Source organism: Microcystis sp. 49638_E5 (assembly GCF_021300285.1).
Classification (GTDB): Bacteria; Cyanobacteriota; Cyanobacteriia; order Cyanobacteriales; family Microcystaceae; genus Microcystis; species Microcystis aeruginosa_C.
Map to the genome: position 1 here is coordinate 1 of NZ_JAJTDH010000129.1, position 13239 is coordinate 13239.

The window sequence follows — 13239 nt, forward strand, 5'->3', positions numbered from 1 at the left end:
CAGTTATAAGGTTGGTCTGGGTTGACCTCTTAGATTCAGTCGGGGGACTGAAGACCTTACTAGGCGGTTATTTCGGGCATTTGGCTCCCTATTTCATGCCTAAACGTTTCGCACTACTGTCTCATAGCTTATCAAAAATTAGTTATCAGGGGGTCGGTCGTCGATAACAAACTAGGCTAAACTCTATAGGAGAAACCCGATGAATAACTTGATTATTTCGGAAAAATATGGCTAAAAAGCTCGATTTTGTTATTCCCGCCATCGGTGGAGTCACAGGAGCTAATTTATCTGCTTGTCTGGGAAATATCGGCTTAGTCGGCGGATTTGGCGGTATAAGCGTCGGTTTAGTGGGAATGACGGGGATTGGCATCCTGACAAGTTCGGCAATTTATGCCAGTCTGCAAGGACTAGAAACAAACGATCACAATGTCGGGTTAGCTTTGGGAATAGGAAGCCTTGGCGGAATCGGTATCTACTCTACCTTTGGGGGTGTGGGAGTCGCGGTTAAAGGTACAGCTTTCGGTGTTGGTGCTGGTTCCATGGCGATCGCTGGTGGGATAGTCGGGTTAGGAGTCTACGGACTGATGAAAATGTTATCTCCCACCTACTCCGACAATAATTTTTATGGCAATCTAGAATTTTTTGATCGCATTACTAGAGAGTACGAAGAAGCTTTATTTTGGCAAGAAGTTACGGGGAAATATAAAAATCTAGAGGCAGAACTACAGGGACTTTTAGAAGAAGTATCTGTTCAGGAAAATCAACAGTTATATTCTACAGAAATTACTATTCCAGAGCGTTTATCTTGGCAGTGTTTCCAAACTCTTAAAGGTCATCAGGAAAATATTGGGGCGATCGATGTTAGTCCTGATGGTAAAATTATCGCTAGTGCGGGAGAAGATCAAACCATAAAACTTTGGCAGCGAGAAACGGGTAAATTAATTTATTCCTTTGTGGGAGTTAATGAACCGCTCCAAACTCTGGCGATAAGTCCTAACGGTAAATCGATTATTGCTGGTGGATTAGATGGCAGAATTAGTCAGTGGCAATTAGAAACTAAGCAGTATAAAAGTAGTTTTTTCGCTCGTGTAAATGCTCCCCATAGCCATGATGGTGTCATTTTACAATTAGCTTTTGCTGCCAATGAAAGATTTATTGTTAGTGCTAGTAACGACAAAACTCTGCGAATCTGGGGTTATCATACAGGAGAATTAAAGCGAACTTTAATCGGTCATGAGGAGGCAGTTAATACCTGTGCTATTAGTCCCGATAGCCAAATTATTGCTAGTGGTAGTGATGATAAAACTATTAAATTATGGCGATTTGATCATAGTTATGCTTATCAAACTTTTATCGGTGACAGGGCAGCCGTTAACAGTTTAGCTTTTAGTAATGATGGTCAATATCTAATTAGTGGCGGTAGTGATAAAACGATTAAAATCTGGGATATAAAGACAGGAGAAATTATTAAAAGTTGGCAGGCACACGAGCAGGCAATTATTAGTATTGCTATTAATCCTCATCGCCATTTAATTGCTAGTGCTTCCCGAACAGAAATTAAAATTTGGCAAGGACAAACAGGAGAATTAATTAAAGTTTTACGGGGAACTGCTCCCTTAAAATTTAGTCCTGACGGTCAATTTTTAATTACAGGTAGTTATGGAGGTAAGGTAAAAATATGGTCAGAAATGTTAGGAGAATTAGAAATATTGCCCTCCGATTCCGAGGATTGGTGGGAGGTTTTAGAAATTTCTAAGAATGCCAGTTTTTCAGAAGTTAAACAAAGATATTATCAGCTTGCTCGTCAGTATCACCCCGATCACAATTCCTCCGCCATGGCGATTAAAATTATGCAAAAAATTAATCGAGCTTACGAGCGGTTTTTATTTTCTATCTCCCAACAGTAAAATTGTGAGCCTAGGGTCAAGTATTTAGCTATCTTTCGATTCTCCCTTAATCCCCCCTTGATCCCCCCTTGATAAGGGGGGTGCCGATCCCCCCTTGATCCCCCCTTGATCCCCCCTTGATCCCCCCTTGATAAGGGGGGTGTCGATCCCCCCTGCCCCCCTTGATAAGGGGGGTGTCGATCCCCCCTGCCCCCCTTGATAAGGGGGGTGTCGATCCCCCCTGCCCCCCTTAATAAGGGGGGTGTCGATTCCCCCTTAATTTCCCCTTGATAAGGGGGGTGTCGATTCCCCCTTGATCCCCCCTTGATAAGGGGGGTGTCGATCCCCCCTTGATCCCCCCTTGATAAGGGGGGTGTCGATCCCCCCTTAATCCCCCCTTGATAAGGGGGGTGCCGATCCCCCCTTGATCCCCCCTTGATAAGGGGGGTATCTGATAATTTTTAACGACTACCTACTTATCTCACCATTAAGATAAATGCTATAATTATTCAATTCAAGAGCCAAAAGTAAAACCAGAAATATAGAGAGCTTAGTAACAAGCTCTCTATAAAGTTTAGGTATTCTACCACTTATCTTCCAGACTAGGATCTGTTAGCAGTATTCAAGCTACCCACTTGAATATTCAGATTAATTTTTTGTCCTTCCCGGCTAATTTCTACGGGTAAATTATCGCCGATTTGAGTATTATCAACAATTTCCTGAACCGCATTGGGATCGGTGACATTCTTACCACCTACAGACTTTAACACATCACCCGATCGCAATCCTGCTGCTGCGGCAGGAGAATCTCTCATCACCCGCACTAACAAGACACCAGAATCATCGGGGATAGTCCAATTATCAGCCATGGGACTATCGGCTAATTGTTCTTTTACCTCTGGGGTTAACTGTACCATTTGAACACCGAGATAGGGATGTTCCACCTTACCCGTGGCGATTAATTGTTCGGCGATTCTTTGGGCAGTTTTAATCGGAATAGCAAAACCTAAACCCTGGGCATTTTGAATGATAGCGGTGTTAACTCCGATAACTTCTCCCCGAGCATTTAACAAAGGTCCGCCGGAATTTCCGGGGTTAATTGCCGCATCGGTTTGCAGGAAATCCACCCGTTTATCACTAGCACCAATTTGGGAGCCATTGCGTTCCTTGGCGCTAATAATCCCCGTGGTGACAGTGTTATCTAATCCCAAAGGATTACCGATAGCGATCGCCCATTCTCCCACCTGTAAACTATCAGAATTACCTAATTTAACCGTGGGTAAATTGCTCGTTTCCACCTGTACCACTGCCACATCAGTTAAAGGATCACTACCTAAAACTTTACCATCAATAGTGCGACCATCTTTGAGGGTGACAGTCACCTTATCTGCTCCCTCGACAACGTGAGCATTGGTGATAATTTTACCGTCATTACTGATAATAAACCCGGAACCTGTACCCCTTTGAACTTGTCTTTCTCCTCGCTCTGGTATTTGGGAACCGAAGAAGCGACGGAAAACAGGATCGTTAGCAAATTCCGAAAAATCACCGCCGCCATTGACTTCCCTAGAAGCATTAATTCTTACCACCGCCGGCCCCACTTCTTGCACCACAGAAGCAACAAAATTGGTGGGAATAACTAGGGTTGAGGGAGCGGCTGCGGCTGCTGTGGAGGGGCGAGGATTATTGGTAGCGGTGGCAATATTTTGGGCTAATTCTAGAGGATTTTGACTGTAGGCGTAGGTGGCCCCGATACCTAACCCGGCACCCAAAACCAGTAAGGAGGAATAGGCAAAAAGTTTTTTCATTGCAGAAGATTTGGAGCGTTTGGGATTGCCTTCGTTGAGCGGGGAAATATTATCGTTAAAAATATTGCGAGTCATAGTTTTTATTGTTTAACCATTTTGAGAAGGGAATAAAAGTCAGTCCTAATAATCGTGGGTGTGAGAGGAGTGTTTTGGAAAACGGCTTGGGACTGACTATCTCTAATCTAGGCGGGGGATATGAACTTACTGTGACGCAGACATGAACTTTTGATTACAAGCTCATTGTTTTATAGTTTTTGACAGCTATAAGCATTAATACGCATGGCACAAGTGAGATGCTCCTCAGCAGAATAGACTCACTACTATGGCGCAATTTAGTTTTTGGGTTGCATTAATTAACCTAATCTAGGGAAGATAACAATAGAAAAAAAGGAATTATGAGGATAGTTTTATGTTTTGTTAGCCTTTGGAATGCAGGAGAAAAGCCAATAACCAACCGCTTGCTAAACCGCTTAGATTTGTAACCGCAAGAATCAGAAAAATAGCGAAGGAGCTAAAGTTTTTCTTGTCTAACTCAAATGCAGTACCAAACTGAGTAGATACTATTACCATGCTCCCTATTCCAGTTACTACTCCCCCAAGAACATTCCCTGACATAAGACTGAAAGTAATACCACCTATCAATCCAGGAAAAACAAAAAACAAGACAGTTGCAAACTGATTTGTTTTTTCCCAGTATCGATAGAACAATAAGAACCATAACCCAACCACTGCCGCAACCCCAGCCAGAACCCCAGCCACAACCCCAGCCGCAGCCCAAAACCCAGCCACAGCAGCCACAACCCAAGCCACAGCCCCAGCCCACACAGGCCAAAACCCAGCCACAGCCCCAGTCACAGCCCAAGGCACAGCCGCAACCCCAGCCACAGCCCAAACTTGCCATCGTGCTGAACTGACAGCTAAAGTGTAACCAATTACACCATAAACAAGAAACACACCGAAAACAACAAGAAACACACCGATTAACCAACCCCGGGGAAGAGCTTTGAGTTTTTTCTGAAGAGAATTTTCAGAAGGTTTTGGGTTAACAGGGGCTGTTGTTTCAGCCACTTTTGGCTCTTTCCTTGGCTGTGGGGGATTAACTATTTCTTGACGATATTTTTTTTCTACAGGAGGCGGTGGTAATTCCAATTGTTGAAGCCAATCGGACATAGACTGAGGGCGGTTTTCTTTTTCCAAAGCCATCCCCAGAGTAATGGCTTTGTTAAGATGATCACTTAAATTAGGATTAATTTCTTTCGGTGATGTTAAGGGACGATTATCTAAACGGCGTTCCATTGAAGGAGTCGGTTTTTGCCCAGTTACCGCATAATAAAAACTGGCGGCTAGGGCATAAATATCCACGCTCGGCTGACGATTGGCTTTGCTACCTTGATAAACTTGTTCATAGGGGGCAAAACTGGGATTTGCGGCATAATCCGTCGAACTACCAGCCGGAATAATCTCTTTAGCAATGCCAAAATCAATCAAGATAGCATTCCCATTGGGTTGAATCATAATATTGCCAGGGTGAGCATCTCGGTGTACGATTCCTGCTTGATGAACTGCCTCTAATGCGCTGCCAATTTGCCGAATATATTTTAAACATTCCGCTTCCGATAATTTTCCTTGAGTTTTCACCCTTTCCATCAAAGTTTGACCCTGAATAAAATCCATCACCAAACAGGGAACTTGACCTTCAGTAAAAAAATCGGAAATACGGACGATATGGGCATGGGGAGTCTGGGAAAATTTGGCTAACTTGCGCCCTTCCGCCTCAAATTGTCTAACATAATCCTCGTATTCCGTATCTCTTTTTTGCAAAATATCAGGAGTTTTGATCACCACTTCCAGGGTGAGTTGGCGATGACGTGCTTTATAGGTCAGGCCAAAACCTCCCCGTCCCAAGACCTCAAGGATCTCGTACTTGCCATTGTGGAGGAGTTGTCCCGCTTGCCAAACCATAGAATTTTGCAATAGTTGTTTTTATCATACCAAAAAATCTGCTTTTGTCTCAAAATTGGCTTATGTTTTGGTATTTGAGTTTGTAGGGGCGAAGCATTCGGATAAAAAATTTACGGTTTCAGCGATAGGTTATTGCCCGAATGCTTCGCCCTTACGGGAGTTTGGTGGTGCTTAAGTTTACACCAATGGCACGTCTTGCATCCCATTGTGGTTAGTGAGTTTATCGAACTGCAATCGCCCTTGATCCCCCCTTGATACCCCCTTGATACCCCCTTGATACCCCCTTGATACCCCCTTGATCCCCCCTTGATCCCCCCTTGATAAGGGGGGTTTGATCCCCCCTTGATCCAGGGGGGTTTGATCCCCCCTTGATCCCCCCTTGATAAGGGGGGCATTTGATAATTTTTAACGCCTACCTACTTAGGAGAAGATGGGGGAGAACCTGTCGGAGTTGGTTGAGGTGTAAACTTTTGCTTCATCAATTCTGGTACACCTAAAGCCGTTAATAAAGTAGCAATCGCCGCGACACCAGCCCACACTAATGTCCAATTAATAACAATGGGTTGAGATATTTTAAATTGTTCTGGTTTGGGAATAGACAAACCTAAATCCTTAAACCATGCTTGCACTGACTGAGGACGTTTATCTATGTCTAATTCCAATGCCCAAAGAATTGCTTTGTTGATATTAGGGCTGATTTCTGAATTGTAGGTTTTCGGCTCAATTAAAGGCTGATGATCAATTTTTCGAGTCATCGCATTCACTGGAATTTTACCCGTTAAAAGCTCGTATAACACGGCTCCTAAACTATAAATATCGGTAAAAGCTCCGCGTTTAGCATCACGAGAATAACACTCAATAGGCGCAAAACCTGAGGCTAATTCCTGGGTACGAGTTTTGGTTAATTCCTCATCAAAATCTAAGGCTAAACCAAAATCAATTAAGACCGCTTCTGGTTTACCAGTCCGAATCATAATGTTACCCGGTCGAATATCTCGATGCAGAAAACGGCGACTATGTACCACCATTAAAGCCTGTCCAATCTGCTCAATGTAGCGTAAGGCTTCTTTTTCTGGTAAAATTTTTGTTGATCGCCGATCTAAGGTCGTCCCATCAATATATTCCATAACCATGCAGTTAGCTTTACCCTCTGAAAATAACTCTTTAACTCGCACGATATGAGGATGATCACAACCTTTTAATTTACTCGCTTCCTGCCAAAAAAGTTTCTGTAAACGCTCAGACTCCCACAATTTAAAACCCACATCCCTCGGCGTTTTGATCACCACTGAATCACCATTGCGATCGCTGGCTCGATAGGTAATGCCAAATCTTCCTTCACCCAATACTTCCTGAATCCTGTACTGGCCATCTTTAATTTTCTTGCCCAGATCCCAAACCATTAACTCCTAGCTCCTCTGCTCACAAACATTAATTAAACTTATTTTAATAGCGATGTCATTTTCCCAGAAGTATAACCTAATGTGGTGTTAACGACCGGCGACCGGCGACTGGCGACCCAATTAGATAAATTTGACCTAATCTTAGGTTTTATGGCTAGGATTATCTCTTGTCTTTTTTCTCCTCCTGTCTCCTCATCTAAGGGAAGATTTTTGATTTTTACAGGATTTCTATTAATCTTTCAGCAATTCTAAGCGATAACGATACAAAGCCACAGGACGATTCGGCGCTTGGAAAAAATCCGGGGATTGGGGGGAAAGATAAATGGCTGTCACCTGATCGCCTAGAATTTTATTAGGAGATAATAACTGATAGGCGGTGGTGGTTTCCACCTCATTAAGATAAGTGTTGGTTTCTCCCCGGAAAATTTGTTGACTGATTTCCGTGGCAATAAATTGATTTTGGCTAGGAGTTTCGCTATTTCTGGCAATTACGGTGGAAATTAGTTGATGAGCGCCGCGTAAAAAGGTAATCTGACGATTGGGATTATTAGGGTCAGTTTTTACCGATAATACCGATTGATTACCTAAATAGGCGCGACTAATTGCTAAACCATTAAAGGATCGATCGGCCACAATTGATGGTTTACTGATAATAGTGGATAAAAAGGCAGCATTTATCGGTCTGGAAATAGCTTTCTCGATGAATCTCACCGGAAACTCGATCGATTTTTCTAGGTAACGACGATTACTTTCAAAACCAGGTGTGATAATCTGGGGAGAAAGAGGAGCGGTTAAATCGATTAGGGTACTGGTGACAGTCCAATTGCCTACCATCCAATCGGGATAAACTAAATCTCCACTGGCAAAACTAACCACTGGTTTAGTCATCCAGCGAGGATAATTAGTTAAGCGATCGCTTAAATTTCCCGCTATAGATAATTCTAAATGGTTACTACAGCCTAGAATTAATACTAACAAGAACAAAATTATCCTTTGCATGGGTAAAAATATTTTTTAAGTAATATTCTTTAATTATGAACGATTTGATCAACTCCCAAGCCTTTAATCTCGATTCGGCAGTAATTCCCATCGCACCGACCGGTTTTAAATCCGGTTTTATTGGCATTATTGGTCGTCCTAATGTGGGCAAATCCACCCTGATGAATCAATTAGTGGGACAAAAAATCGCCATTACTTCCCCCATCGCTCAAACTACCCGCAACCGTTTGCGCGGCATTGTCACCGACGAGCGCTCCCAGATGATTTTTGTCGATACCCCCGGCATTCACAAACCCCATCACGAATTAGGCAAAGTTTTAGTTAAAAATGCTGAAAACGCCATAAATTCTGTAGATTTAGTTTTATTTGTTGTCGATAGTAGTAATTTTTTGGGCAATGGCGATCGCTATATTGCCGATTTACTGACTAAAAACCAAACTCCCACGATTTTAGGGCTAAATAAAGCCGATCAGCAACCGGAAGCCCCGGAGCCTATCGACGATAGTTATCGCACCTTAGCGGCGGAAAATAACTGGCCTCTGCTCAAGTTTTCGGCACTGGAGGGGACGGGAATCGAAGAATTACAAAATCTGTTAATTGATTTCCTCGAAGTCGGTCCCTATTACTATCCCCCCGATTTAGTCACCGATCAACCAGAAAGGTTTATTATGGGCGAATTAATCCGCGAACAGATTTTACTGCAAACTCGTCAGGAAGTTCCCCATTCTGTGGCGGTGGTGATTGAACGCGTCGAGGAAACTCCCGCTTTAACCAAGGTTTTTGCCGCCATTAACGTGGAACGAGCTTCCCAAAAAGGGATCGTCATCGGTAAAAATGGCAGTATGTTAAAAGCGATCGGCTCTTCCGCGCGATCGGCTATTCAAAAGTTAATCGCTGGGGAGGTATATTTAAAATTATTTGTGAAGGTAGAACCGAAATGGCGACAATCTCGCTCACTTTTAGCAGAATTTGGCTATCGCACCGAGGAGTGAAGGGAGCGGGGAATTATGAATTATGAATTATCAATTATGAATTGGTGAGCGGGAAGAGGGAATTATGAATTATGAAGTGGGGAGAAAAAATAAAAATAATCTCCTGACTTCTGAAGACCGACTTCTGAAGACTGACGGCTGATAATTTTCACTTTTGTAGTAGAATGGAGAACCACTAATAACTGATTTCTGGAATAATGGCCGATATTACAAACCTAATCAAACAGGTACACCAAGAGGCAAAAAAAGAGGATTTTCCCATCGATACCCTGATTTACCAAGAGGCAAAAAAAGACCCCCTTGAACCGGTTTTGTATGCTGGTAATCTTGCTAGTCAGTTATGCTTTTTTGGCCGGGATTTAGGACGAGATGAAGTGTATGCGGGACAACCTTTGATCGGGGCTGCCGGTAGAATGGTAAGAGAGGGATTTTTTCAAGCTTGGCAGGGGAGAAAATCCCATGATCGTCAAGAGTTATTATCGGTGTGCGATCGAATTTTCCTAACTAATACAGTTCCCTACAAACCGCCTGGTAATAAAGCTTATTCTGGGGAAGTGAAAGATCGTTTTCGTCCATTTATAGAAAAACTGCTCGTTTTTTATTGGCAAGGTGATCATATCATTCCCCTTGGCACGGAAGCTTTTAAATGGTTTGAACCCTACGGTAAACCCAGAGAAGTAGATAAATTCTATCTTGATAAAGAACGCTTTACTAAAAAACTGCTAGTTACCCTTACCGCTACCGATGAACAGGGATTAAAACAGCAAAAGGAAGTGACTTTATTGCCTCTCCCCCATCCCTCTCCTCTCAATCAAAGATACTATGCTCTTTTTCCTGATTTATTACAAAAAAGATTAACTGAATTTGCCTTTTAACCGATGAGAATTTACGGCAATCGTCCCATAAAAACCCTAGCAGGACAATTAACCCGTCCGACGACAGCAAGGGTGCGAGAAGCTTTATTTAATATCTGGCAACAGAAATTATCCGGCTGTCGTTGGTTGGATCTTTGTGCGGGTAATGGTTCCATGGGTGCGGAAGCTTTATGTCGAGGTGCGAGTCTAGTAATCGGAATTGAACAATCAGGACGCGCTGGCGAAATTATCAAGGAAAATTGGCGCAATTTAGCAACTTCTCCCCAGCAATTTCAAGTAATTCGGGGGGATGTACTGACAAAGTTAGCCACTTTAGCGGGGAAAAGTTTTGATTTAATTTATTTTGACCCTCCCTACGAAAGCGGGTTATATTTACCGGTACTAACTGCCATCTCTCAATCTAATTTATTAGATTCTCTGGGGGAAATTGCCGTGGAACATAATCCCAAATCTTGGCAAGCAATTAATCTAGAAGGTTTAACCATTTGTCGTCAAAAACGCTACGGCAATACTACGTTAACTTTTTATCAAAAAGCAGATGAATTATGAATTATGAATTATGAATTATGAAGTGGGGAGAAGGGAGAATAAATAAAAATAATCTCCTGTCTCCTGTCTCCTAACCCCACCAACAAACTTTTTCAGCAGACCCTACTTATTACAAGCGGAGAATGGGAAATCTGGGTACTGCCGCAAGAAATGGTCAATTTTATTTGGCAGCCCAGAAAAATGGCTCTTCTGGTTTTTGTGTGGAAGGAAGAAGAATAGGGATAATTTGGGTGCATCTCAATTTGGTCGAAATATCTAGATGACATTTTGGGCGCACGCGATGCGCCCTTACCATTGGCGCAATCATATTATTGTAGGGGCGAATTGCATTCGCCCTCTTTGAATAACTTCTGCTGCTCACCTATAGGTGTCGAGGAGAGCCGAAAAATTATTATTTCTCAACAAAATCACATAATTTGTCACTTTTCTTGACAATTATCCTGAGTAAAGCGAGAAACTTTCTGGCAACCGCAGTTAATCGCCCCCCTTTTTAGGCTATTTAAAGAAAAATTAGGGTTTATTTCGATAAAATTAGCAGTAAATAGGCTGTAACCTCCTAAAAAACTTAAATCCCTTCTCCTAGTCCTTTTTTTGACCTAAAACTACCCCGAAGTTTCCTGACACGGCAGCCGAACTCTCTCCCCTTAACCCTTGCTGCTCCCCAGAATATTACCTAGTTTTTGTATAAATTTATACCCGACAAAAATAGTCGGGTATATTTGACACCAAGATTTTGCCGGTGATAGGATGTGTGTAGATTCAGTTGACGGCAAGACAGGAAAATCATGACCCTAGCGACAAACATCAAAACCTCAAAATTCATCCCCACCTTTACCCGCTTGGTTTCTAAGGAAGGAGGGACTTCTTACCCCCTGAAAGCGCTGAATATCTGCGAAGAAACCTTTGCCCCCCTAGAAGTGGACTACGATTACGACCTCATCCGTCGCACCGTTACCAGAGAAAGCATTCAAGCAGGTCCAAATTCCATCTGGCGCTATCGTTCCTTTTTGCCAGTGGAAAGTGAAAATCCCATCGATGTGGGTACGGGTATGACTCCCCTAGTTAAATCCCACCGTTTAGCTCGGCGCTTGGGTCTAAAAAATCTCTACATTAAAAATGATGCCGTCAATATGCCCACTCTCAGCTTCAAAGATAGAGTGGTATCCGTCGCCCTTACCCGGGCCAAAGAATTAGGTTTTACTACCGTTTCCTGTGCTAGTACGGGAAATCTCGCCAATTCCACCGCCGCTATTGCCGCTCACGCCGGTTTAGACTGTTGTGTTTTCATTCCCTCCGACTTAGAAGCGGGTAAAATTCTCGGCACCCTAATCTATAATCCCACGGTCATGGCAGTTAAAGGCAACTACGATCAAGTTAACCGTCTCTGTTCAGAAGTGGGCAATACCTACGGTTGGGGTTTTGTCAACATCAATCTGCGTCCCTACTATTCCGAAGGTTCCAAAACTTTAGGCTTTGAAGTGGCTGAACAATTAGGCTGGAAACTCCCCGACCATATTGTCGCACCTTTAGCCAGTGGTTCCCTCTTTACCAAGATTTATAAAGGCTTCCAAGAATTCGTCAAAGTCGGTTTGGTGGCAGATAAAGCAGTGCGTTTTAGTGGCGCTCAAGCGGAGGGTTGTTCCCCCATTGCCCAAGCTTTCAAGGAAGGACGGGATTTTGTCGCCCCAGTTAAACCCAATACTATCGCCAAATCGATCGCTATTGGTAATCCCGCCGATGGTGTTTATGCCCTTGATATTGCGCGTAAAACTGGCGGTAATATTGAATCCGTCACCGATGCCGAAATTATCGAAGGTATTAAACTTTTGGCAGAAACGGAAGGCATTTTCACAGAAACCGCAGGCGGTACGACTATCGCTGTCTTGAAAAAATTAGTAGAAGCGGGTAAAATCGACCCCGAAGAAACCACGGTCGTTTATATCACTGGTAATGGTCTAAAAACCCAAGAAGCGGTACAGGGTTATATCGGTGAACCCCTGTTAATCGAACCGAAATTAGAAAGCTTTGAACGGGCCCTGGAACGTTCCCGCACCCTCGAACGCCTCGAATGGCAACAGGTTCTCGTCTAGAATTGATGTTCGGGGATGATGGGGCAATTATCCCCTTGCCTCATCTCCACAAGCAATTTAAATTTGCGCGCAGCTTACTGTCCTTTCCACTTTTTCCTTGATATCTATGGCCGTAAAAGTTCTCGTTCCCACTCCCCTGCAACAACTTACAAAAAATAAGGCTACCGTCGAGTGTAGTGCTAGTAATGTCGGTGATTTAATCGAATCCTTAGAAGCAAGTTTCCCCGGTATTAAGGCCCGCTTATGCGATGAAGAGGGCGCACCCCGGCGCTTTTTAAATTTCTACGTCAACAGTGAAGATATTCGCTTCCTCGATGGGACAAAAACCCCCTTAAAAGATGGCGATGAAGTCAGTATCGTTCCTGCGGTGGCTGGAGGTTAACCTCCCCATAAGTTTGTTTTCCGTCAATTGTAATTAAACCCCTAGAAAGTGATGTTTTCTGGGGGCTTTTCTTCAGGTAAGTTTTAGTTAGGTTTGCCAGAAAAACCTAATCTTTGTGTCCTTTGTGCCTTTGTGGTTGTTCATATTATTATAAGCTGAGACACATTTGGTCAATTGCCATAGAAGTTCTCATCTAAGATTTGCTCTGGCAAGAAAGGACAAATTTGAGGATAATCATTTTCTGGGGGAATCCGAACACCAAATTGAGCAAGTTTCCCTTCCTTAATTGCCAC

10 protein-coding genes and 1 pseudogene are annotated in these 13239 nt (G+C 43.2%); 6 read left to right on the plus strand and 5 right to left on the minus strand.

Going from position 1 to position 13239, the window contains the following annotated elements:
- Positions 1 to 227: 227 nt before the first annotated feature.
- The gene (locus LW728_RS21550; protein WP_287768172.1) at positions 228 to 1907 is read left to right on the plus strand and encodes a WD40 domain-containing protein; all 1680 of its coding nucleotides are present in this window, start codon (positions 228 to 230) and stop codon (positions 1905 to 1907) included.
- Positions 1908 to 2488: 581 nt separating this feature from the next.
- Here the strand turns inward: LW728_RS21550 and LW728_RS21555 are convergent.
- The 4 genes from LW728_RS21555 to LW728_RS21570 all read right to left on the minus strand — a co-directional run bounded on the left by LW728_RS21555 (position 2489) and on the right by LW728_RS21570 (position 8058).
- Positions 2489 to 3769 (minus strand): HhoA/HhoB/HtrA family serine endopeptidase, encoded by a 1281-nt coding sequence (locus LW728_RS21555; RefSeq protein ID WP_287768174.1) that lies wholly within the window; start codon positions 3767 to 3769, stop codon positions 2489 to 2491.
- A gap of 342 nt (positions 3770 to 4111) precedes the next feature.
- A complete protein-coding gene (locus LW728_RS21560; RefSeq protein ID WP_287768177.1) occupies positions 4112 to 5656 on the minus strand; it encodes a serine/threonine protein kinase in 1545 nt (514 codons plus the stop codon).
- Between the two features lie 416 nt (positions 5657 to 6072).
- The gene (locus LW728_RS21565) at positions 6073 to 7059 is read right to left on the minus strand and encodes a serine/threonine protein kinase (protein ID WP_287768178.1); all 987 of its coding nucleotides are present in this window, start codon (positions 7057 to 7059) and stop codon (positions 6073 to 6075) included.
- Positions 7060 to 7290: 231 nt separating this feature from the next.
- Positions 7291 to 8058 (minus strand): DUF6816 family protein, encoded by a 768-nt coding sequence (locus tag LW728_RS21570; protein ID WP_004163583.1) that lies wholly within the window; start codon positions 8056 to 8058, stop codon positions 7291 to 7293.
- A 35-nt stretch (positions 8059 to 8093) separates the two neighbouring features.
- Between LW728_RS21570 and era the strand changes: the two genes are divergently transcribed.
- The 5 genes from era (at position 8094) to LW728_RS21595 (ending at position 12946) form a co-directional block, all read left to right on the plus strand.
- A complete protein-coding gene (era, locus tag LW728_RS21575) occupies positions 8094 to 9050 on the plus strand; it encodes a GTPase Era (RefSeq protein WP_004163584.1) in 957 nt (318 codons plus the stop codon).
- Positions 9051 to 9247: 197 nt separating this feature from the next.
- Positions 9248 to 9925: a uracil-DNA glycosylase family protein gene (locus LW728_RS21580; protein ID WP_287664235.1), complete on the plus strand. Its 678-nt coding sequence runs from the start codon at positions 9248 to 9250 to the stop codon at positions 9923 to 9925.
- 3 nt (positions 9926 to 9928) lie between these two features.
- On the plus strand, positions 9929 to 10474 hold the full coding sequence (rsmD, locus tag LW728_RS21585) for a 16S rRNA (guanine(966)-N(2))-methyltransferase RsmD (protein ID WP_287768183.1): 546 nt from the start codon (positions 9929 to 9931) through the stop codon (positions 10472 to 10474).
- Positions 10475 to 11259: 785 nt separating this feature from the next.
- Entirely contained in the window at positions 11260 to 12564 is a 1305-nt protein-coding gene (thrC, locus tag LW728_RS21590) for a threonine synthase (protein WP_002750866.1), read from the plus strand.
- Between the two features lie 106 nt (positions 12565 to 12670).
- Positions 12671 to 12946, plus strand: coding sequence for a MoaD/ThiS family protein (locus LW728_RS21595; RefSeq protein ID WP_043999947.1), 276 nt, complete (start codon positions 12671 to 12673; stop codon positions 12944 to 12946).
- Positions 12947 to 13116: 170 nt separating this feature from the next.
- Here the strand turns inward: LW728_RS21595 and LW728_RS21600 are convergent.
- Positions 13117 to 13239: pseudogene (locus LW728_RS21600) on the minus strand (DUF29 domain-containing protein); the annotation flags it as partial.

Coding starts and splice junctions, on each gene's coding strand:
- LW728_RS21550 (WP_287768172.1), top strand. CDS start 228: ATGGCTAAAAAGCTCGATTTTGTTATTCCCGCCATCGGTGGAGTCACA.
- LW728_RS21555 (WP_287768174.1), bottom strand. CDS start 3,769: ATGACTCGCAATATTTTTAACGATAATATTTCCCCGCTCAACGAAGGC.
- LW728_RS21560 (WP_287768177.1), bottom strand. CDS start 5,656: ATGGTTTGGCAAGCGGGACAACTCCTCCACAATGGCAAGTACGAGATC.
- LW728_RS21565 (WP_287768178.1), bottom strand. CDS start 7,059: ATGGTTTGGGATCTGGGCAAGAAAATTAAAGATGGCCAGTACAGGATT.
- LW728_RS21570 (WP_004163583.1), bottom strand. CDS start 8,058: ATGCAAAGGATAATTTTGTTCTTGTTAGTATTAATTCTAGGCTGTAGT.
- era (WP_004163584.1), top strand. CDS start 8,094: ATGAACGATTTGATCAACTCCCAAGCCTTTAATCTCGATTCGGCAGTA.
- LW728_RS21580 (WP_287664235.1), top strand. CDS start 9,248: ATGGCCGATATTACAAACCTAATCAAACAGGTACACCAAGAGGCAAAA.
- rsmD (WP_287768183.1), top strand. CDS start 9,929: ATGAGAATTTACGGCAATCGTCCCATAAAAACCCTAGCAGGACAATTA.
- thrC (WP_002750866.1), top strand. CDS start 11,260: ATGACCCTAGCGACAAACATCAAAACCTCAAAATTCATCCCCACCTTT.
- LW728_RS21595 (WP_043999947.1), top strand. CDS start 12,671: ATGGCCGTAAAAGTTCTCGTTCCCACTCCCCTGCAACAACTTACAAAA.